Source organism: Mesorhizobium sp. P3_A9 (assembly GCF_056402975.1).
This window is the reverse complement of sequence record NZ_JBFUGJ010000001.1, coordinates 58732-78430: the sequence shown is the minus strand read 5'-3', so window position 1 is coordinate 78430 and position 19699 is coordinate 58732. Positions and strand designations below refer to the sequence as shown.

22 protein-coding genes and 1 tRNA gene are annotated in these 19699 nt (G+C 63.5%); 14 read left to right on the top strand and 9 right to left on the bottom strand.

All coding sequences use genetic code 11. The annotated features are described in order from the left end of the window. Positions 1-8 precede the first annotated feature (8 nt). The 5 genes from pdxY (at position 9) to AC1DX0_RS00365 (ending at position 5028) form a co-directional block, all read left to right on the top strand. Complete coding sequence (pdxY, locus tag AC1DX0_RS00385) at positions 9-893, top strand: pyridoxal kinase PdxY (protein WP_477221582.1); 885 nt, start codon at positions 9-11, stop codon at positions 891-893. Further along, positions 890-1660, top strand: a complete 771-nt coding sequence (locus AC1DX0_RS00380; RefSeq protein WP_477221581.1) for a DUF429 domain-containing protein — start codon at positions 890-892, stop codon at positions 1658-1660. The genes pdxY and AC1DX0_RS00380 overlap by 4 nt, the downstream gene beginning before the upstream one ends. Before the next feature lie 139 nt (positions 1661-1799). Continuing rightward, positions 1800-2444: a carbonic anhydrase gene (locus AC1DX0_RS00375; RefSeq protein ID WP_027060457.1), complete on the top strand. Its 645-nt coding sequence runs from the start codon at positions 1800-1802 to the stop codon at positions 2442-2444. Next, positions 2441-2875, top strand: coding sequence for a nuclear transport factor 2 family protein (locus AC1DX0_RS00370; RefSeq protein WP_477221580.1), 435 nt, complete (start codon positions 2441-2443; stop codon positions 2873-2875). Before AC1DX0_RS00375 ends, AC1DX0_RS00370 begins: the two co-directional genes overlap by 4 nt. Positions 2876-2973: 98 nt before the next feature. Beyond that, the gene (locus AC1DX0_RS00365; protein ID WP_477221579.1) at positions 2974-5028 is read left to right on the top strand and encodes a M3 family metallopeptidase; all 2055 of its coding nucleotides are present in this window, start codon (positions 2974-2976) and stop codon (positions 5026-5028) included. A 119-nt stretch (positions 5029-5147) separates the two neighbouring features. Here AC1DX0_RS00365 and AC1DX0_RS00360 read toward each other — a convergent pair whose 3' ends face one another. From AC1DX0_RS00360 to AC1DX0_RS00345, 4 genes are all read right to left on the bottom strand, one after another. Continuing rightward, positions 5148-6692, bottom strand: coding sequence for a M81 family metallopeptidase (locus tag AC1DX0_RS00360; RefSeq protein ID WP_477221578.1), 1545 nt, complete (start codon positions 6690-6692; stop codon positions 5148-5150). Positions 6693-6714: 22 nt separating this feature from the next. After that, positions 6715-7539, bottom strand: a complete 825-nt coding sequence (locus tag AC1DX0_RS00355; protein ID WP_172222440.1) for a carbohydrate ABC transporter permease — start codon at positions 7537-7539, stop codon at positions 6715-6717. Next, positions 7536-8405 carry a carbohydrate ABC transporter permease gene (locus AC1DX0_RS00350; RefSeq protein WP_475456000.1) on the bottom strand — a complete coding sequence of 290 codons (870 nt, stop codon included), beginning with the start codon at positions 8403-8405 and terminating at the stop codon, positions 7536-7538. Before AC1DX0_RS00350 ends, AC1DX0_RS00355 begins: the two co-directional genes overlap by 4 nt. A 135-nt stretch (positions 8406-8540) precedes the next feature. Then, on the bottom strand, positions 8541-9773 hold the full coding sequence (locus AC1DX0_RS00345; RefSeq protein WP_477221577.1) for an ABC transporter substrate-binding protein: 1233 nt from the start codon (positions 9771-9773) through the stop codon (positions 8541-8543). A gap of 181 nt (positions 9774-9954) precedes the next feature. Here AC1DX0_RS00345 and AC1DX0_RS00340 point away from each other — a divergent pair, with 181 nt between their 5' ends. From AC1DX0_RS00340 to AC1DX0_RS00330, 3 genes are all read left to right on the top strand, one after another. Beyond that, positions 9955-10725 (top strand): SDR family oxidoreductase, encoded by a 771-nt coding sequence (locus AC1DX0_RS00340; RefSeq protein WP_477221576.1) that lies wholly within the window; start codon positions 9955-9957, stop codon positions 10723-10725. Between the two features lie 2 nt (positions 10726-10727). Continuing rightward, on the top strand, positions 10728-11795 hold the full coding sequence (locus AC1DX0_RS00335) for an ABC transporter ATP-binding protein (protein WP_477221575.1): 1068 nt from the start codon (positions 10728-10730) through the stop codon (positions 11793-11795). Between the two features lie 65 nt (positions 11796-11860). Then, positions 11861-12742, top strand: coding sequence for a MurR/RpiR family transcriptional regulator (locus tag AC1DX0_RS00330; RefSeq protein WP_477221574.1), 882 nt, complete (start codon positions 11861-11863; stop codon positions 12740-12742). A gap of 201 nt (positions 12743-12943) precedes the next feature. On the opposite strand, the gene AC1DX0_RS00325 is transcribed toward AC1DX0_RS00330, so the two are convergent. After that, the gene (locus tag AC1DX0_RS00325) at positions 12944-13255 is read right to left on the bottom strand and encodes a DUF167 domain-containing protein (protein ID WP_477221573.1); all 312 of its coding nucleotides are present in this window, start codon (positions 13253-13255) and stop codon (positions 12944-12946) included. Positions 13256-13262: 7 nt separating this feature from the next. After that, entirely contained in the window at positions 13263-13559 is a 297-nt protein-coding gene (locus AC1DX0_RS00320; protein WP_477221572.1) for a YggT family protein, read from the bottom strand. Positions 13560-13705: 146 nt separating this feature from the next. Between AC1DX0_RS00320 and AC1DX0_RS00315 the strand changes: the two genes are divergently transcribed. The 6 genes from AC1DX0_RS00315 (at position 13706) to AC1DX0_RS00290 (ending at position 17325) form a co-directional block, all read left to right on the top strand. After that, positions 13706-13781, top strand: a tRNA-Ala gene (locus AC1DX0_RS00315). A 326-nt stretch (positions 13782-14107) separates the two neighbouring features. Next, complete coding sequence (locus AC1DX0_RS00310; protein WP_477221571.1) at positions 14108-14857, top strand: helix-turn-helix domain-containing protein; 750 nt, start codon at positions 14108-14110, stop codon at positions 14855-14857. A gap of 502 nt (positions 14858-15359) precedes the next feature. Beyond that, positions 15360-16418, top strand: a complete 1059-nt coding sequence (locus tag AC1DX0_RS00305; RefSeq protein WP_477221570.1) for a SagB/ThcOx family dehydrogenase — start codon at positions 15360-15362, stop codon at positions 16416-16418. A 67-nt stretch (positions 16419-16485) separates the two neighbouring features. Beyond that, positions 16486-16737, top strand: coding sequence for a hypothetical protein (locus AC1DX0_RS00300; protein WP_475455982.1), 252 nt, complete (start codon positions 16486-16488; stop codon positions 16735-16737). Positions 16738-16740: 3 nt separating this feature from the next. Further along, positions 16741-16980 (top strand): hypothetical protein, encoded by a 240-nt coding sequence (locus AC1DX0_RS00295; protein WP_477221569.1) that lies wholly within the window; start codon positions 16741-16743, stop codon positions 16978-16980. Between the two features lie 27 nt (positions 16981-17007). Continuing rightward, on the top strand, positions 17008-17325 hold the full coding sequence (locus AC1DX0_RS00290; RefSeq protein ID WP_477221568.1) for a hypothetical protein: 318 nt from the start codon (positions 17008-17010) through the stop codon (positions 17323-17325). A gap of 6 nt (positions 17326-17331) precedes the next feature. Here the strand turns inward: AC1DX0_RS00290 and AC1DX0_RS00285 are convergent, their stop codons facing one another. From AC1DX0_RS00285 to exbB, 3 genes are read right to left on the bottom strand one after another with little or no spacing between them, the layout of a single operon-like run. Continuing rightward, positions 17332-18279, bottom strand: coding sequence for an energy transducer TonB family protein (locus AC1DX0_RS00285; protein ID WP_477221567.1), 948 nt, complete (start codon positions 18277-18279; stop codon positions 17332-17334). Beyond that, positions 18276-18743, bottom strand: coding sequence for a TonB system transport protein ExbD (gene exbD, locus AC1DX0_RS00280; RefSeq protein WP_477221566.1), 468 nt, complete (start codon positions 18741-18743; stop codon positions 18276-18278). The genes AC1DX0_RS00285 and exbD overlap by 4 nt, the downstream gene beginning before the upstream one ends. A 7-nt stretch (positions 18744-18750) precedes the next feature. After that, on the bottom strand, positions 18751-19668 hold the full coding sequence (gene exbB, locus AC1DX0_RS00275) for a tonB-system energizer ExbB (RefSeq protein WP_477221565.1): 918 nt from the start codon (positions 19666-19668) through the stop codon (positions 18751-18753). Positions 19669-19699: the final 31 nt, after the last annotated feature.

The following is a 19699-nucleotide window of genomic DNA, read 5'->3' as shown; positions in this document are numbered from 1 at the left end:
AAAGAACAATGAGCGCCGAGCAAACCGACGCGCCGCGTGCGGTCATCGTCATTTCCAGCCATGTCGTGCGCGGTTCGGTCGGCAACCGTGCCGCCGTGTTTGCGCTGGAAACGCTGGGCTTTCCGGTATGGGCCGTGCCCACGGTCACGCTGCCCTGGCATCCCGGCCATGGGCGAGCGACACGCATCGTGCCGCCGCTCGACCAGTTCAAGGCGCTGATGGCCGATCTCGAGCGCGCGCCATGGCTGGGCGAGGTCGGCGCCGTGCTGTCGGGCTATCTCGGCGAAGCCGGCCAGGCCGAGGCCGTCGCCTCGCTGGTCGCCGCCGTCAAGGCCAGGACGCCTGATGCCGTCTACATCTGCGATCCGGTGATGGGCGATTCCGGCGGCCTCTACGTGCCTGAAACAACCGCCGTCGCCATGCGCGACCGGCTGATGCCGATCGCCGACATCGCCACCCCCAACCGTTTCGAGCTGGAATGGATGGCTGGCGCGCCGCTGCCCGATTTGAAATCAGTGATCTCGGCCGCACTCCACGCCGGACCGTCGACCATGCTGGTCACCTCGGCACAGTCGATGATGATTGGCGGCACCGGCAACCTGCTGCTCGACGGCACCCAGGCGCTGCTCGCCGAACACCGCCTGATCGACAAGCCGCCGAATGGCCTGGGCGATCTGACGGCGGCCGTCTACCTTGCCCGCATCCTCTCCGGCCAGCCGCCGATCAAGGCGCTGCAGTCGACCACGGCGGCGGTCTACGAAATCCTGGCGCGCACCGCAAAACGCGGCGGCGACGAGCTGCAGCTCGAAACCGACGCGCAGAGCCTGTCGCACCCGATGGCCATGGTGCAGCTGCGCCACCTCACGCATCCGGGGCGGGACCGCCGGGCGTGACCTCGACGGAAGTCGTCCTGGTCGGCGCCGACGGCTGCAAGGCCGGCTGGATCGCCGTGCGACGCGCTCCAGGCTCGATGCCTTCGGTCGAGGTCTTCGTCAGCTTCGCAGCGCTGCTTTCGGCAATTCCCGACAATGCGATTGTCGCCGTCGACATGCCAATCGGCCTGCCCGAATTTTCCAGCAAAGGCGGGCGCGGGCCGGAGGCGCTGGTCAGGCCACTGCTCGGCACACGCCAGTCCAGCGTCTTTTCGATCCCGTCCCGGGCCGCGCTCTATGCCGACACCAGCGACTTCACCACCGTCGAAGCCTGGTACGCTGCGCATCGCCGGGCGAGCGACGTGGCCAAAACCACATCCGACCCGCCGCGCAGCGTTTCCATCCAGGCCTTCGGCATTTTTTCGAAAATCCGCGAGATCGACACCTTGCTGATCGCGCGGCCCGATTTGCGTGGCCGCATCTTCGAATCGCATCCGGAGGTCGCCTTCTGCCGCCTCAATGGCGATCAGGCGATGCAGTTGCCGAAGAAGATCAAGGGCAGCGTCAATCCGGCCGGCATGGCGGAGCGCAAGGCGCTGCTGTACCGGCACGGCTATGACATGGACTTCCTCGATCAGCCGCCCCCGCGTGGCGCGGCCGCCGACGATTTCCTCGATGCGGCCGTCATGATGCTGATCGCCGGCCGCATCGCCGGCGGCCAGGCCATGCCGTTTCCGGACCCGCCACGCGCTGACGGTTTTGGCATACCGGTCGCCATCTGGGCGTGACAGAGTCGGCGGACCTCCCGCTTTGGCGCATGGCATTTATGGCCAGCCCCCGCAATTCTGCATTGCTCGTAACAGGCTTTTACCGTTAGAGCCTTTCTCGACCGCAAAGAGCTGCCGCCTCCAACCTGGAAAGCCGCCCATGCCTCATCTTCCCGACCACCTCCTCGCCGGCTACCGCAATTTCATGAATGGCCGCTACCTCACCGAGAGCGGCCGCTATCGCGAGCTCGCCCGGGAGGGCCAGGCCCCGGAAACCATGATCGTCGCCTGTTGTGACTCCCGATCGGCCCCCGAAGCGATCTTCGACGCCGGGCCAGGCGAGCTCTTCGTGCTGCGCAATGTCGGCAATCTGGTGCCGCCCTACGAGCCGGATGGCGAGTTCCATTCGACCTCGGCCGCGCTCGAATTCGCGGTGCAGAGCCTCAAGGTCAAGAACATCGTCGTCATGGGTCACGGCCGCTGTGGCGGCATCCGCGCCGCGCTCGACCCCAATTCGGCGCCGCTGTCTCCCGGCGACTTCATCGGCAAGTGGATGAGCCTGATCGCCCCGGCTGCCGAAACCGTCTCCTCCAGCACCTTCATGACGGCAACGGAGCGCCAGACGGCATTGGAACGCATCTCGATCCGCTATTCCATCGCCAATCTCAGGACCTTTCCTTGCGTCTCGATCCTCGAGGGCAAGGGACGGCTGTCGCTGCATGGGGCCTGGTTCGACATCTCGACCGGCGAGCTCTGGGTGATGAACAAGGAAACCGGCGATTTCGAGCGGCCGGTGCTGGAATGAACGGCAAGGCGCGCCAGGTGATGAACGTCCGCTCGGTCGTTTTCACGGCGGCCGCGCTGCTGATAGCGATCATTGCCGCCCGCGCCGATGACGGCGCCATCATCAGCCGCTGGTATTCGGCGCTGCTCGTCGCCGACCGCACCGAACTCGCAGATCTGCTTGCCGACGATGTCCGCATCAAACTCGATGACCTCGGCGTCGTTCAAAGCAAGCAGGAATTCATCGCCTCGCTCGACGAATGGAAAGGTGCTGTTGCCGGTGCTGCGATCCGCCACCGCATCGAGAAGAGCGAGGGCGGCGTAACCACGGTGATCGCCTGCTACGACTTCCCCAACAATGACATGCTGATGCAGGAAACCTTCGCGGTGACCGACAACCGCATCACCGCCAGCTCGCAGGCGGCAATCGCCGAAAACTGCGAGGGCTACTGACGAAAGCCTGACCACCGGCGCTGTTGCGCGCGGCAAACCAGCGCCCTACATCGGTGGTGACCACCCTTCCCCTCGCCGTCATATTCGAAAGACAGCTCATGACTTCCAAACAAGCCATCGATCTCGCCGCCCATCCGCTGACCACGTGGCAAGGGCCGCTCGGCCTGCCCGACTTTGCTCATATCGGCGACGACGATTTCTCCCCGGTCTTCGATGCGGCGCTGAAGGCGCATGAGGCCGAGATCGAGGCGATCGCCGGCAACAAGGATGCAGCGACCATCGAGAACACGCTTGAAGCGCTGGAACTCGGTGGCGAGGCGCTCGATCACGTCTCGTCGATCTTCTGGTGCCGCGCCGGCGCTTACACCAACGACACTATCCAGGCGCTGGAGCGCGATATTTCGCCAAAAATGTCCAGGCATTTCTCGGCGATCTCGATGAACGAGAGACTGTTTGCCCGCATCGACGACCTCTACCAGCGCCGCCAGAGCCTGGGCCTCGACGCGGAGACACTGCGGGTGCTGGAGAAGACCTGGAAGGGTTTCGTCCGTTCCGGCGCCAAGCTCGATGCCGACGGCAAGAAGCGGCTGGCGAAGATCAGCGAAGAGCTGTCCTCACTCGGCACGACTTTCGGCCAGAACGTGCTGGCCGACGAACGCGACTGGGCGCTGTTCCTCGACGAAGCGGACCTTGTCGGCCTGCCCGACTTCGTCAAGAGCTCGATGGCGGAAGCGGCCGAAATGCGCGACCAGAAGGGCCGCTACGCCGTCACCTTGTCGCGATCGATCTATGAGCCGTTCTCGACCTTCTCGGAACGCCGCGACCTGCGCGAGATCGCCTTCAAAGCCTTCACCATGCGCGGCCAGAATGGCGGCGCCACCGATAACACGTCAGTTGTGCGCGACATGCTGAAGCTGCGCGCCGAAAAGGCCAAACTGCTCGGCTACGCCTCCTTCGCTGCGCTGAAGCTCGACGACACCATGGCCAAGACGCCGAAGGCGGTGCACGACCTGCTCGACCCGGTCTGGGAAAAGGCGCTTGAAAAGGCCGCCGCCGACCAGAAGGAGTTGGAACGGCTGGCGGCGGAAGCCGGCAGCAACGAAAAGTTCGCCGCCTGGGACTGGCGCTTCTACCAGGAGAAGCTGCGCGCGGAAAAATTCGCCTTCGATGAGGCCGAGCTGAAGCCCTATCTGCAGCTCGACCGCGTCATCGACGCCTGCTTCGACGTGGCAACCAGACTGTTCGGCATCACCTTCGAGGAGAAGAGGGGTATTGCCGCCTGGCACCCCGACGCGCGTGTCTTCGTGGTGAAAAATGCCGACGGCAGCGAGCGCGGCCTGTTCCTCGCCGATTATTTCGCGCGGCCCTCCAAGCGTTCCGGCGCCTGGATGAGCGCGCTGAAGTCCGGCTACAGACTGGGTGGCGGCTCGAAGCCGGTGATCTACAACATCATGAACTTCGCCAAGCCGCCGGCAGGCGAGCCGGCACTGCTGTCGGTCGACGAGGCGAAAACGCTGTTCCATGAATTCGGCCACGCGCTGCACGGCATGCTGACCGACGTCACCTGGCCGTCGGTTGCGGGTACTTCGGTCAGCCGCGATTTCGTCGAACTGCCCTCGCAGCTCTACGAGCACTGGCTGACGGTGCCGGCGGTGCTGGAAAAGCATGCGCTGCACGTCAAGACCGGCAAGCCGATGCCGAAGGCGCTGCTCGACAAGATGCTGGCTACGCGCACCTTCGGCGCCGGCTTCGCCACGGTCGAATTCACCTCCTCCGCCTTGATGGACATGGCCTATCACGCTCGGCCCGACGCTCCGGCTGAACCGCTTCGTTTCGAAGCCGAAACGCTGGCAAAACTCGATATGCCCGACACCATCGCCATGCGCCACCGCACCCCGCATTTCGGCCATGTCTTTTCGGGCGACGGCTATTCGGCCGGCTACTATTCCTACATGTGGTCGGAAGTGCTCGACGCCGACGCTTTCGCTGCCTTCGAGGAGACCGGCGATCCCTTCAACCCGGCGCTGGCCGAACGGTTGAGGAAGAACATCTACGCCGCCGGCGGCTCGAAGGACCCCGAAGAGCTCTACACGGCGTTTCGCGGCAAGATGCCGTCGCCGGAAGCGATGATGGTGAAGCGGGGATTGGTGTGATTAGCCGATCTCCCCCCTCGTGGGGGAGATGGCCGGCAGGCCAGAGGGGGGCGCTGTCCCGCTGGCCTGTCAGTCGATGACAATCCCTCCGGTCCGTCGAATATCCTTGCTCATCCAAACTAAGAGAGGTCGCGATCCTTCGCGCCCCCCTCTGCCCTGCCGGGCATCTCCCCCACAAGGGGGGAGATTGGCAGCTTCCAAGGATCCGGCACCCGTGGCCACACCGGCCGCGTCAGCTTCTTATAATCGGTTACCGCCGGATTGCTCGGATACGAACTCGGCGCGGTGACATAGATGATCTCGGCGGCGATAGGCTCGAAACCGGCATAAAAATGGTTGGTCGACTTGATCAGCAGGATATCCTTGCTCATCGGATCGACGCCGATATTGGAAAAGATATCCGGTTCGAAGGTCTGCGTGCGGTTGGTGTTGAGGATGATATCGACCTCGGTGCCTTCGATGCGGACCAGCGCGGTCGGTCCGAGCGTCACCCGGCTCGGGCCGAAACTCTGCCAGCCCTCCGGAACGGCCTTCAACACCTTGACGCGCGCGTCGATCGGCTCGCCCGCCAACGGCCCGGCCTTGCCGCCGAAGCGCAGATCGATGACGGCGCCCTCGCCCGCCGCCTGACAGAAGGTCACGGCGATCGGATCCCAGATCGTCGCCATGCCGACATTGTTCAGGCCACGTTCCAGCATGGCGCGCAACACGACCGTACCGTCGCCCGCAACGCCGCCGCCGGGATTATCCCAGATGTCGGCGACCACCACCGGCTTGCTCGGATTTTCGGCGCGTACGGCCAAGGCACGATCGATACCGGCCTCGGTGCTCAGCATTGTCATCGCCGTCTTTTCGCGCAAGGCATAGAGTTCGCGTCCCAGCCGCTCCGCCAGCGCGTCGCCCTTGGCCTCATCATTGTCGGTGACGACCAGGATGCGCGTACCCATTTCCGGCACATCGGCCGCCATGAAGCCGTGGATGACCGAGACCGACAGTACGCCGTCCTTGCCGTGCAGCGCCTTGATGCGGTCGACGAAGGAGCGCATCGGCTCGCGGCTGGTCGGCAGCACCTGGATCATGCGGCAGTCGAAGGTCGAAATGACAGGCTTGATCTCACCGCGCGCGGCAGCCAGCCCAAGCTCGACGACATGTTCGCCGCGCTCGTAGAAGTCGGTGTGCGGGAATTCGAGGAAGTAGGCCATGATATCGGACGCCGCCACGCGCTTCGGCGTCAAATGGCTGTGCGGATCGAACTCGGAGGCGATCACCACTTTAGTACCGACGATTGCGCGCACACGTTCCAGCAGATCGCCTTCGCAATCGTCATAGCCTTGCGCCACCATGGCGCCATGCAGGCCCAGGATAACCGCATCGACCGGCAGTGCCGCCTTGAGCTGCTCGAGAATCTCGTCGCGCAGCGCCTCATAGGTCTGCCGCTGCACCAGGCCACCGGGCTCCGCCCAGGTGGCGGTGCCCTCGATCACGGTCAGTCCTTCCTTTGCCGCGCGCCGGCGCAAGGCGACGATCGGCGAGGAACACAGCGTGGGCGTCTCAGGATGCTTGCTCGGCCCGGCGTAGAAGGCCATCTCGAACGAGGCCCGGTCGGTCGGCACCGGCGAGAAGGTGTTGGTTTCCGTCGCCAGCGAGGCGGTGAAAATGCGCATGAAAGCTCCAAAGATGTAACGGCTATTTGACGGCTCCGAGCGCCAGCCCGCGGACCAGATAGCGCTGCAACCAGATGAACAGGATCGCCACCGGCAAGGTCGCCAGCAGTGTCGCCGCCATGACGTGATGCCACTCGATCGTGTAGCGGCCCGCGACCAGCGAGAACACCTGGATCGGCAGCGTGTAGCTCTCCTGGCTGCGCAGCATGGTGAGCGCGACGACGAATTCGTTCCAAGCGTTGATGAAGGTGAAGATTGCCGTCACCGCGATCGCCGGCAGGCAGAGTGGCAGGAACACCTTTCGCAGCGTCAGCCAGCGGCCGGCGCCCTCCATCCATGCGGCCTCCTCGAGATCGCGCGGGATGGTGTCGAAATAGCTCTGCAGCATCCACACGGTGAACGCGACGTTGAAGGCCATGTAGATGAAGCCTAGCGCCGTAGTGCTTTCCACCAGCCCCCAGGCCGCCATCAGCCGGAACAGGCCGAGCACCAGCACGATCGGCGAGATCATCTGCGAGATAAGCAGGAACTGGCGGAAGGCACCATAGCCGGCAAAGCGAAAGCGCGACATGGCGTAGGCCGCCGGCACAGAGATGAGGATGGCGCCGACCGTAGCGATAATCGAGACGTAAAGCGAATTGGCCAGCGCCTGGCCGAAGCCGGTCGCGACCCACATGTCGGCAAAATTCGACCAGCGGAACTCGCTCGGCCACCAGGTCGGCGACAGCACCTCCTGCCGCGGCTTGACCGCAGTCAGGAACATCACCGCAAAGGGAAAGATCGTCACCACGATCAAAGGCGCCAGCAGCAGCCAGGCGATGACCGTGCGCTTGAGTTTGCTTGTCATGCGCGCTGCTCCCGCATGGCGAGGCGAACATAGATCATGGTGAAGACCAGCAATATGGCGAACATCACCAGCGACACCGCAGACGCCTCGCCCAGTTTGCCGATGCGGAAGGCGAGCTTGTAGAGGTGGGTGACCAGGATGTCGGTCGAGTTGGCCGGCCCGCCCTGCGTCATCACCCAGATGATCGGGAACGAGTTGAAGACGTAGATGGTGTTGAGCACGATGGCGATGTTGATGAACGGCTTTAAGAGCGGAAAGGTGATCTCGCGGAACTGCTGCAGCGGCGTGGCGCCCTCAAGCGCCGCCGCCTCATAGAGATCGTCCGGTATCGACGACAGGCCGCCGAGGAAGATCGTCGTGGTGAACGGCACCGTCACCAATATGCCAATCAGCACCTGCATCGGGAACGCGGTACTGGCCTGCGCCAGCCACTGGATGTTGTGGTCGATGATGCCGAGGCCAAGCAGCGCCGAATTCAGCATGCCGCTTTCGCCGCTCAGCGCCCAGCGCCAGACCACCGCCGTCATGGTCAGCGACACCGCCCAGGGCAGCATGATGATGACACGAGCGATGCCGCGCCCGTAAAAGTCGGTGTTGAGGATCATTGCCACCGGCACCGACAGCAGCAGCGCGCCGCCGACCACCAGCACGGTCCATAGGCCGGTGCGCCAGAGTGCGGCGACGAAGTCGGGATCGGCGGCAAGTGCCGCGAAATTGGCAAGGCCGCTGAACTCGCGCAACTGGCCGAAGCGGTTGACGTCATGCGTCGAGATCTGGATCAGGTCCCAGACCGGCCAGAAGATGACGACCGCCGCCAGGAACAGGCTCGGCAAGGTCAGGAGATAGGGCAAGAAGCGATTTTGCATCGGCTGGCCTGCGCCTCGGCGCGTGGATCAGAAGTTTCTATGCGAATTTCGGATCCACCGCACCGGGCGGGAAACCAAGGGAGTGGCGCGCCCCGCCTGAGTCTGGGGCGCGCCACGGGCGCAGGGAGATACGCCCTATTTCTTGAGGACCGCGTTGGCCTTGGCCGCCGCTTCCTTCAGGCCTGCCTCGGGGTCGCCGCCGAGATAGATCTTCTGCATCGCGTCCGAGGTGATCTGGGCAACTTCTTCCCAGCCCGGAATGACCGGCGCGAAGCGGGCGTCGGGCAGCAGTGCGGTGAAGGCGGCCAGATCGGCGTTGTTGACGTAGTAATCCATCTTGGCCTCTTCCTTGTTCACCGGCAGGAAGCCTTCGCCTTGCGTGAACTTGGCGCGCTGCTCGGTGGTGAACAGGAAGTCCATCAGTTTCCAGGCCTCATCCTTGTTCTTGGAGTTCTTGAACATGATCATGGAATCGGTGACGCCATAGGTGCCGCGCGCGCCGGTCGGGCCGGCCGGAATGGCGGCGACGCCGTATTTCAGGGTCGGCGCCTCATCCTTGATCTGGTTGGACAGGAAGGGCGCGGTGATCATCATGCCGACCTTGCCCTGCTTGAACAGGTTCTGCACGTCCTCGCGGTTGTTGGAGGTGACGCCGGGTTCGGTCAGCCCCTCGTCGATCATCGATTTGTAGAGCTTGGCGGCCTCGAGCGCACCCGGCGTGCCAAGGCCCGACGTACCGTCCTTGTTGAGGATCTCGGTGCCCTGCGACCACATCGCATAGTAGTAATAGACGTCGGTCTCGATCTCCTTGCCCTGCAGGCCGAAACCGAAGGTGCCGGATCCCAGCGCCTTGATCTTGCGCGCATCATCCTGCAGCTCGGTCCAGGTTGCCGGCGGCTTGGCGATGCCGGCCTTCTCGAACAGCTCCTTGTTGTAGTACATGGCGCGCGCCGAGGCGGCGATCGGCAGACCGTAGGTCTTGCCGCTCATGATCGAGGGCGACAGGAAGGTGTCGATGAAGCGGCCCTTGAATTCAGGCGTGATATAGCCGTCGAGCGGCTCGGCAACATCCTGCTGGACGAAGTCGATCAGCCAGCGCGTGCCGATGATCGAGAGATCCGCATTGGTGCCGGCGGTGATGTCGGTGGTCAGCTTCTGCAACAGCACATCCCACGGCACGACTTCGAACTTGACGGTGATGCCGGGGTTCTTGGCTTCGAATTCCTTCTTCACCGCTTCGAAATACGGGCCGGTCTTGGCGCTGTATTCGGCGACGGTGACGCGCACTTCACCCGCATTCGCCTGCGCGGCGAAGGCCAGCATGCTCATTCCGGCCATCAGGCCGACAGTCCATTTGGCAAGGCTCATCTTAACTCTCCCATTGTTCCGCGCATTAGCGCTCCTTGTGCCGATGGCTGGCGCAAGATTTATGTGACTTTCCTACATTATCGAGGAATTTACGGCATGCAAGCAGATTATCATGTTGCTTAATTACATTCCATTCATTAGCCTGCCGACATCTGCCTGACCTGCCGGAGGAGCGAGCGCCGTGGTTTCGAAAGCCGAATTCGAGGGCCGCACTGTCGTTGTCACCGGCGCCGGCGGCGGCCTTGGCTCGGCGATCGTCGCACTGCTGGCCGGCAGAGGCGCACGGGTGGTCGGCTGCGACCAGTCGCAGGAGGCGCTGGCAAGCCCGCACCTTGCCTTGCGCCATGTCTTCAACCTTCTCGACCGGGCTTCGATAGAGGCGGGGATCGCTTCTGTGATCGAGAAGGACGGCGTGCCTGACATCCTGATCAACAATGCCGGCTGGACGCGCGCCGAGACGATTTCCGCGCTCAACGCCGACAAGATCAAGCACGAGCTCGACCTCAATTTGACCGGGGTGATGATGTTCACCGACCCAATTGCGAAGGCGATGGCGGCGCGCGGCTCAGGCAGCGTCGTCTTCATCTCCTCCGTCAACGCCATCGCCCATTTCGGCAACCCTGCCTATGCCGCGGCCAAGGCCGGCATCAACGCCTATGCCAAGTCGATCGCCGTCGAGCTCGGCCGCAGCGGTGTGCGCGCCAATGTTGTCTGCCCCGGATCGATCCGCACCGCCGCCTGGGACCATCGCCTGGCCAAGGACCCGGAAATCCTCGGCAAGCTCAAGCGGCTCTATCCGCTCGGCCGCATCGTCAATGCCGCGGAAGTGGCGGAAGCCGTGGCCTTCCTTGCCTCGGACCGCGCATCGGGCATAACAGGCGTGGTGATGCCCGTGGATGCGGGGCTGACCGCCGGCTGCCTGCCGTTCATCGACGACATATTGGGAGCGTGATCATGACCGACGTCGAGTTTCGCGACCTGTCGAAATCGTTCGGGCAGCACAAGATCCTGGAAAACATCAGCCTCGACATCAAGAGCGGTGAGTTCGTGGTGCTGGTCGGCCCGTCCGGCTGCGGCAAGTCGACCCTGCTGCGTATGCTGGCCGGCCTGGAGACGATCAGTTCGGGCGATCTGCTGATCGGCGGCACGCGCGCCAACGATTTGCCGCCGCAGCAGCGCAACATCGCCATGGTGTTCCAGTCCTATGCGCTGTTCCCGCATTTGAAGGCATCCGACAATATCGGCTTCGGCCCAAAAATCCGTGGCGAGAACCGCGCGGCGATCGACCAGAAGGTCAAGAAGGCCTCCGGCGTCCTCAACCTCTATTCCTATCTCGACCGCTATCCGCGCCAGCTATCGGGCGGCCAGCGCCAGCGTGTCGCCATGGGCCGCGCCATCGTGCGCGAGCCCTCGGTGTTCCTGTTCGACGAGCCGCTGTCCAACCTCGACGCGCAATTGCGCGTGCAGATGCGCACCGAGATCAAGGCGCTGCACCAGCGGCTGAAATCGACGATCGTCTATGTCACCCACGACCAGATCGAGGCCATGACCATGGCCGACCGCATCGTCGTGATGGACCGCGGCCGGATCCAGCAGGTCGGAGCACCGCTCGAGCTCTACGACAAACCGGCCAACAAGTTCGTCGCCGGCTTCCTCGGCTCGCCGTCGATGAGTTTTGTGTCCGGGGCCCTCAAGTCGACGTCTGACAAAACCTGGTTCGAGTCGGCCGGCGGCGGCCGGCTCGCGCTTGCCGGCAAGGCGGTACCGGCGGACAGCGCCGTGGAGGCCGGTATTCGGCCTGAGCACTTCATCATTGGTGAGGCCGCCGACGCCATGGCGCTCAAAGTGGATGTCGTCGAGCCGACGGGCTCGGAAACACACGTCTATGGCGCCATCGGCAGTGATACGGTGCGCGCCGTGTTCCGCGACAGGGTGCCGGTCCGGCCGGGCGACCTGCTTCCGGTGTCGGTCGATCCCGGCAACATCCATCTGTTCGACAAGGCGACGGGCCTGCCGCTATAACGCCTACCCCTGCGAAGGCAATCGCATGAAGACGAAGCGACAAACATGAGGACGAAAACACGGGCATGAAGACGCCGGCCGACATCATCACGCGGCTGCAGCTGATGTCGCAGGACGGCACCAAGTCGGATCGCCGGCTGGCGAGCCTTGTGCTCTCCGATCTCGACTTCGCCTCCAAGGCGGCGATTTCGGAGATTGCCGCGCGCGTCGGCGTCAGTGAGCCGACGGTGACCCGCTTCTGCCGCAATCTCGGTTGCGAGGGCCTGCGCGATTTCAAATTCTATCTGGCGCAAGCCATCGCCATCGGCGGCCAGTATCTGTCGCCCGAGCCGCTGAGCCGCGATGCGCGCGAGCAGCGTATCGCCACCGCCATCACCGAAGCGGCGATCTCGGCCATCCAGCGCGCCAGCGAGAACCTCGACATGACGACGCTGGTCGCTGTCGCTGAGCGGCTCGCGACGTCGGGCAATGTGCTGTGCATCGGCTCCGGCGGCATCTCGTCGATGATGGCGACCGAAATGCAGAACCGGCTGTTCCGGCTCGGCCTGCCGGTGCTGGCCCAGATCGACGGCCAGTTGCAGCGCATGTACGCCGCCGTTGCCACATCAGAAACCACGCTGGTCGCTTTTTCGGTGTCCGGCTATGCGCGATCGGTCATCGAGGCGGTGCAGGTCGCCCAGCAATATGGCGCCACCACGGTCGCCATCACCGCGCCCGACTCCGCACTTGCCAAGGTCGCCGACACCGTCATCCATCTGCAGCCGCTCGAGGACGGCAACATCTACAAGCCGACATCGTCGCGCTATGCGCTGCTGGCGATCGTCGACATGATCGTGACATCGGTTGCCGAGACACGCGGTCCGAAGGTGCTGGAGAATTTGCGCCGCATCAAGCAGAGCGTGAACACGCTGAAGGTCGACGATCCAAGGCTGCCGCTGGGCGATTGAAGGCGAACCGGGGTGATCACGCGGGGCAAAGCCCCCCTCACCCGGATTGCCAACCGAATTGCAAAGGGCAATTCGGGACAATCCGACCTCTCCCCGAGGTGAGAGGAGCCGGTCAGCGCCGGCGCCAGCCTCTTCTCCCCTCGGGGAGAAGGTGGCCGCGTAGCGGCCGGATGAGGGGGCGCGACCTGGCCGAACTGGGCTCTATAAGTCGAGCGTCTCAACAGCCTTCGCCAGCGCCTCCGGATCACCCGCTATGCGCAGTGTCTTGAGCCGTGCCGTGCCGCCGGCAACAATCGAAACAGCCGATGCCGGCACGCCCAGCGCCTTGGCGACCAGCTTCTCCAGTGCCTGATTGGCGGCGCCGTTTTCCGGCACGGCGCGGACCCGCGCCTTCAAATGGCTTCGCCCGTCCGCCGATGTCTCGACGCCCTCAAACCTGTCGACGGAAGATTTTGGTGTCAGCCGGACAAACAGATCGATGCCGTTCTCGCGGATGCGGAACGGCGCGCTCATGCAGTCGTCAAGCGCCCAGCAGCAGCGGCGCTATCGTGGTGAGAATGAACTGCCTGAGGAAGAACAAGATCAAGAGCAGGATGATTGGCGAAATGTCGACGCCGCCAAGGTCCGGAATGAAGCGGCGGATCGGCCGCAGCGCCGGCTCGGTCAGCCGATAGAGCATGTTGCCGATGCTGCCGACGAACTGGTTGCGCGAGTTGACGACGTTGAAGGCGTAGAGCCAGGAAAAGATCGCCGAGGCGATGATGACCCACCAATAGAGGTCGAGCGCCATGACGATGGTTTGAATGAGGGCGAGCATGCCGGTCTCCAATTGTTGCCGACATGTAGCCATTGCGCACCAAACCGGCAAGGGCCGGCAGCCGACGCACCAGACAACAAGGATTTCGGCAAAACGCCGCCTTGACAGAAATCCGCCGCGCCCGATAAATGCGCCATCCGTTGGACGGGGCTGTAGCTCAGCTGGGAGAGCGCGTCGTTCGCAATGACGAGGTCAGGAGTTCGATCCTCCTCAGCTCCACCATCGGAACAATCGGTTTTCCGCTTTTCCGCCGCACTGCCAGCGCGCAGGCGCCGTTCCACGCATAGCGACCCGGCGCTCAGCGCCAATGTCCCCAAAAAAAGCCATAGGCGATCTCGCGGTCTCCGGCGCAAGGCAATTGTCAATTGGACTTATGGCGATGGCCGCCCGCTGGATCGGCGCTATTTTTTTTGCAAGCCGTCCCATTAGAGTGGCGTTCTCAAATCAGTTTTTTCTGTGTGTTGTGACAAGGCGTTTCGGCGGGGGCGACCGAAGGCGCTATATGGATTCCGAGTCGGAATGAAGAAGTCGCCTGCGAAAGCAAATACGTGTCCATTCGCGAGAACCTCGCTGCAAATCTTAGACGGCTCTGCAAGGACCATGCCTCCGTTAGCGCGGTATGCCGTGAGTTGGGTATCAACCGCACGCAGTTCGAGCGGTACCTGCAGGGACAGACCGTCCCGAACAAGGCCACTGCCAAGCTGATCTGTGACTACTTCCGCATCGGCGAGGCCGAACTGTACCAGGACTCTGGTACTCCCGAGCCTATGGCTCTCGGCCTGCCGCCGATTTCCGAAAGCCTGTTCAACCAGATGATCCGCCCACCCGCCCCATCGATCGCGGGCGGCACCTATTTCACCTACTTTTCGATCCCGACCCGTCCCGACCTGTTGATGCGGTCGGTGACCTTCGTGCGTCGAGAGGCCGAACTGGTCACATTCCGCCGGGTTACCGGATGGTCGGAACGCCGTGGCTCGACATGGGCTCGGGCGCGCGGCAACCACTATGGCGTGGCGATCTCGCGCCTGAACTGGATTTATTTCAGCGGCGTCAACCGTCGCCAGACCGGCGAACCGTCCCTGATCTCCGTGCAATGGGCTCCCATCTCCGAACCGGTGCTGACGGGTAAGGCCATGCTGCTGACCGAGGCTGGGCCGGCATTCGTATCGGTCATCATGCGGCAGGATATGTCCGGTATCCGGCCACGGCATGCGATCCGCATGGCCCATGTCGTCAGGCTTGACGACCCGGGCATCGATCAACTCGTCGCCAGCCTCGTCCGGGACGGCCTGGGCTGAACCGCGTCGCGTCGCCACTGGTGCGACCCCCCTTCAGGTCTTTGTTTCCATGCATGTCGTCCTCCCAAAGCCGGGGGCACCTTTGGGCGTCGCTCGGTTACGCTAAATAAGAATAAGAATATACCGAAAAAGCGTATGCTAGCGATTGCCTACTCCATATCTGAGCAAAATCGTTTTTTTAGACTTTATCGACAAGAAAGATATTTTAGATCACACTGGCTTTACTACAATTTTAACAAACCATTAACTCTTTCGACCTTACCTTTCTTCTCGCGGATCCCGGTGTGGGGATCTTTCAACAGATCCCATTGGGGGGTCGGGAAAGGGACAAAAATGGCCAAGAAAGTGAACAATGCCCCGAAGCTGACGGTCGCCGCGGGCACGCAGACCGTCTTCTTCTCGCAGGGCATGCACTACAACAAGCGCTGAAGTCGTTCGGCGCCGACGGGCTCTTCGCCTGTCGGCGTCTCACTTTCACAAAACGGCATTCAGCATCATGAAAATGCGCTCTTCAAAAACACTTGTCTTCTATCCCGGGACCAACAAGGTCACGGCCTGCAATTTCCTGACCAGAAGCGTCTTCGAATGCAGCGCCGAGGTGATCGGTCTTCTTGCATCCTGGGACGAGTGGGCCTCCACGGCGGAGATCGCGCGCGCCCACGGATGGTCGAAGTCCGACCTGAATGCTGTCGTCCCGCAATTGATTGATTTTTCCGCTCTGGTCACCGCCGGCTCGCCACTGGCCGAACAGGAAACCAAATTTTCCGGACAGTGGAGGTGGGGCATCCCGACCGCGCTGATGCATTTCTGCGTGCAGGACGCAGAGTTCATGACCATTGACCAGGCCGAGGCACGCCAGATCGACCGCGCCGGTCACGTCGCGCAGCCCGACCTCGTGCTCAAGAATGCCACCGGCGCCATTGCGCTGCCGAACGCACTCGACGACAACGAGCTTCTGACCATGATGGCGCGGCGCCGCACCAACCGCACCGCGGCCGCGCCCACCATCACCGCGCAGCAACTCTCCGATTGCCTGTTCGCGGGTATGGGCATTACCGGCGAGACCAGCAATTGCGTCGGCGCCCTGCCGCTGGGCATGACCCCTTCGGGCGGCGCCCGCAACCCCTACGAGGCCTATGTGGTTGCGCTTGGCGTCGAGGGGCTGGAGCCCGGCGTCTATCATTACTCCGCCGCCGATCACGACCTTGGCAGGATCTCGGCCAACCATCTGCCCAAGATCGCCGAACTGGTCGGCGGGCAGGAATGGGCGGATGCCATGCCTTGCCTGATCCTGCTTTGCGCCAGGCTCGATCGCACCATGTGGAAATACGAGGACGCCAACGCCTATCGCGTGGTGCTGATCGAGGCGGGCCATATCGGCCAGAACATGATGCTGGCGGCGACCAGGCATGGTCTGTCGGCCTGCCCCACGGCAGCTCTCAACCATTCGGCGATCAAGCGTCTTCTCGGCCTCGACCGCCTTACCGACGCGCCCATCTATGCGTTGACACTCGCGACCCCGGAACCAAGCCCGCATTCGGCGGGTCAGTCGATTAATTAGCCGTCTTACTATGTCCAGTGCTACCAGTACGCGTTCCCTGAGTACCACCCGATGACAGGAGCAGACCGTGCCAAATCAGACCCTTCGTCAGTCAGAGATCGATAGCCTTCAATATATCGCATCGATGAGCAATGAGCTGGTGCAGATGGCCGAAGCAAGCCGTTTTCCCATGATCTCCTATCTCTTGGGCATGGCCTATGCCGAAGCCTTCGATGTCCTGCGCGGCGCGCGGCCGGCAAGGCATGCGCAGCTCAGCGGCAACCCGATGCATCCCAAGCCGAATGCAAAGGAAAGCCACGCTCAGCCAAGGAGAGCGTAGCGAATGCAACCATCAGCCCTGTGTGCGCCGGCCGGCTCGCGGCCGAACCGGTGGGAGACAGTCTGTGCGCTGCAAAGCCTGCTGCCGCTCTTGAAAAAGGCCGCCGCCGATCTTGGCCGCGCCGACATGGTCTACTGGTTCGAGCAGGCCGACGCAGAGCTTGCCAACATCATCAAGGGCCGGCCATCCGACACCGCCGCGATCCCCACCTTGATCGCCCGCAGCCCGCAAAATTCACATTGAGCATAGAGATTCGAGGGGGACCCGCCAATGAACATGATCGCACCCATCAGGAGCGCCGACGCCAGGGACAGCGTCTTCGGCCGGCTCCAAATCTTGATCGCCAGCCGGCCGGGCTCACCGGATGCCGCGCGCCTTGAGTCCCGGCAACTGATTTCCCTGGCGATGGCCGACACCTGGCAGGCCGACAGCCTGTGGGGCGCGGCGGACGCCTTTCACGCCCATTTCGATTTCATGATGCAGACCATCGAGATCAATGGCGCCGACGATCCGAATCTCAGGACGCTGCGTACGAAATGCCGCTTCTATCTGGAGCAGGTTGAAGCGTTGTGCCAGTCGATGAGCTGAACGGCTCTAATCCCGCAAATTGAACACGAACGGCGCCGTGCGGCTGACGCGCGAACCGAGTTCCGGCGGCGGTGCCGGCACCGTTGCGCCCTGCAGCACGGCGAGCGCAGCGCGGTCGAGGTCGGCATCGCCTGAAGAACGGGCCACGCGGGCCGACATCACCCGGCCGGATGCATCCACTGTGAAGGTCACGTTCACATTGCCCTGCGCGCGCCTGGATTTCGCGGCGCTGGGATAGCGCTTGTGCCGATTGATCCATGCCGTCAGCCGGGATTCCCACTTGGCCGGGCTGACGCCTGAAGCCCCGCTCGCCGATTTCGGCGCGGCCGCCTTGGCCGCCGGCTTTGTCTCCGCGCTTGCGGTGGCAACCGTCTTTGCCGGCTCGGCCTTTTCCTTCTTTGGCTTCGGCTTGGGCTTTTCGACCGGCTTCTTCGCCTTGGCCCGGACCGGTTTCTTTTCCTTGGGCTCGTCGACCGGCTTTGGCTGCGGCAGCGGAACGACCACCTCTGGCGTCGCGGCCTCGACGACGTCGGGAATGACCTCATCCGGGGGCTGATCGACCGGTTCGGCCTCGGTTGTCTCTGTCGGCTCGGCCTGGTCGGGCGGCACCGTGTCCGGTGGCTCGACGGTCGGTTCTGCTTGTTCGGTCACCTTCTCGGACTCGGCCTCAATGGCCTTTTCGGTCTCCGCGACGGGTTCGGTCTGGTCGGGCATCGCCGCATCCAGCATCGCGGCCTGTTCCGGTACCGCCGGTGTCACAACCATCGGCGCCATTTCGACCACCGCGGCCGGCGGCGGCCCGCCATCCGTCTTGATCGGACTGAAGCTCTGCACCCCATAGGCGACCGCGACATGGGCGCCAAGCATCAGCACCGCCGCACCTGTCCACAGGCCAAGATCGCGCCAACCGAAGCGCGACAGCCGTACCGTGGGCAAGGCGGCGGACCGCGTCATGGCGCGGCCGCTCCCGCTGGGGCGGGTGCCGGGGCGTCGGCCGTGGGCGCCGTCTCCAGGCCGACCAGCGCGATCTTCAGATAGCCGGCGCCACGCAGCAGGTTCATCGCCTCCATCAGGTCGCCATAGGCGACCGCCTTGTCGGCGCGCAGGAAGATGCGCGTCTGCTTGTCGCCCTTGGTCTTGGCGTTGAGCGTGGCGGCAAAGGCCGGGCGCGGCACGGTGTCGTTGCCGATCGCCAGCGTGAGATCATCTTTCAAGGTCAGGAAAAGCGGCGTTTCGGGCCTGGGCGCCGGTGTTGCCGTCGAGCCCGGCAGGTCGACATTGACGTCCACCGTCGCCAGCGGTGCGGCGACCATGAAGATGATCAGCAGCACCAGAATGACGTCGATGAAGGGCGTGACGTTGATCTCGTGGCTCTCCTCGAGATCGTCGTCCATGGTCTGTCGAATTCTGCTTCCCATGGCGTCGCTACTCCGCCGCCAGCGCCGTCGCCGGCGCGACCGTGCGGAAATCCAGGTCGCGGCTGACCAGCCTCTCGACGCCCGCCGAGGCATCGGCGAGGATCTGCCGGTAGCCGGCTATCGAGCGGGCGAAGACGTTGTAGATCACCACCGCCGGAATTGCCGCGACGAGGCCCATGGCGGTGGCCAGCAGCGCTTCGGCGATGCCGGGTGCTACCACGGCCAGATTGGTGGTTTGCGCCTGTGAAATGCCTATGAAGGCATTCATGATGCCCCAGACCGTGCCGAACAGGCCGACGAAAGGTGCGGTGGAACCGATCGTCGCCAGCACGCCGGTGCCGCGTGACATGCGTCGCGACGCCGCCGCCTCGATGCGCGACAGCCGCGAGGTGACCCTTTCCTTCAGTCCGTCGCCGCCGACATGGTCGAGCGCACCGGCCGAAAGCGCGGTCTCTTCCTCCGCCGCCTTGACCAGTAGCGCACCGGGACCGCCGCTGCGGTCAAGCGCACGGCTGGCCTGCTTCAGCGTCGCGGCCTCGCCAATCGCGCGCACGGCACGGCTGATGCGCAGCTTGCCGCCAAAAATCTCCAGCGATTTGGCGAGCCATATCGTCCAGGTGACGAGCGAGGCGAAGGCCAGTCCGATCATCACCACCTTCACGATGATGTCGGCGGCCATGAACATGCCCCATGGCGACAAATCGTGCGGCAGGTTCAACTCCATCGGCGCCGATGGTGCGGCCCCGGCTGGCTGCGCCGGTGCCATCGTGGCTGGTGCTGCAGCGGCGGGCGTGGCAGGCGTCGGTGCGGGTGCAGTAGCAGGCGCCGCAGGGGCAGCGCCGGCCGGTTGCTCCTGGGCCATGGCGTAGCCGCCTGCCAGGATTACCGATGCGACCAACGCCGCCAACAAACGAGTTCTAGACAACAGCTTCTTCCTTGTTCTCACAGCGGCCAGC

Coding starts and splice junctions, on each gene's coding strand:
- pdxY (WP_477221582.1), top strand. CDS start 9: ATGAGCGCCGAGCAAACCGACGCGCCGCGTGCGGTCATCGTCATTTCC.
- AC1DX0_RS00375 (WP_027060457.1), top strand. CDS start 1,800: ATGCCTCATCTTCCCGACCACCTCCTCGCCGGCTACCGCAATTTCATG.
- AC1DX0_RS00370 (WP_477221580.1), top strand. CDS start 2,441: ATGAACGGCAAGGCGCGCCAGGTGATGAACGTCCGCTCGGTCGTTTTC.
- AC1DX0_RS00365 (WP_477221579.1), top strand. CDS start 2,974: ATGACTTCCAAACAAGCCATCGATCTCGCCGCCCATCCGCTGACCACG.
- AC1DX0_RS00360 (WP_477221578.1), bottom strand. CDS start 6,692: ATGCGCATTTTCACCGCCTCGCTGGCGACGGAAACCAACACCTTCTCG.
- AC1DX0_RS00355 (WP_172222440.1), bottom strand. CDS start 7,539: ATGACAAGCAAACTCAAGCGCACGGTCATCGCCTGGCTGCTGCTGGCG.
- AC1DX0_RS00350 (WP_475456000.1), bottom strand. CDS start 8,405: ATGCAAAATCGCTTCTTGCCCTATCTCCTGACCTTGCCGAGCCTGTTC.
- AC1DX0_RS00345 (WP_477221577.1), bottom strand. CDS start 9,773: ATGAGCCTTGCCAAATGGACTGTCGGCCTGATGGCCGGAATGAGCATG.
- AC1DX0_RS00335 (WP_477221575.1), top strand. CDS start 10,728: ATGACCGACGTCGAGTTTCGCGACCTGTCGAAATCGTTCGGGCAGCAC.
- AC1DX0_RS00330 (WP_477221574.1), top strand. CDS start 11,861: ATGAAGACGCCGGCCGACATCATCACGCGGCTGCAGCTGATGTCGCAG.
- AC1DX0_RS00325 (WP_477221573.1), bottom strand. CDS start 13,255: ATGAGCGCGCCGTTCCGCATCCGCGAGAACGGCATCGATCTGTTTGTC.
- AC1DX0_RS00320 (WP_477221572.1), bottom strand. CDS start 13,559: ATGCTCGCCCTCATTCAAACCATCGTCATGGCGCTCGACCTCTATTGG.
- AC1DX0_RS00305 (WP_477221570.1), top strand. CDS start 15,360: ATGCGCTCTTCAAAAACACTTGTCTTCTATCCCGGGACCAACAAGGTC.
- AC1DX0_RS00295 (WP_477221569.1), top strand. CDS start 16,741: ATGCAACCATCAGCCCTGTGTGCGCCGGCCGGCTCGCGGCCGAACCGG.
- AC1DX0_RS00290 (WP_477221568.1), top strand. CDS start 17,008: ATGAACATGATCGCACCCATCAGGAGCGCCGACGCCAGGGACAGCGTC.
- AC1DX0_RS00285 (WP_477221567.1), bottom strand. CDS start 18,279: ATGACGCGGTCCGCCGCCTTGCCCACGGTACGGCTGTCGCGCTTCGGT.
- exbD (WP_477221566.1), bottom strand. CDS start 18,743: ATGGGAAGCAGAATTCGACAGACCATGGACGACGATCTCGAGGAGAGC.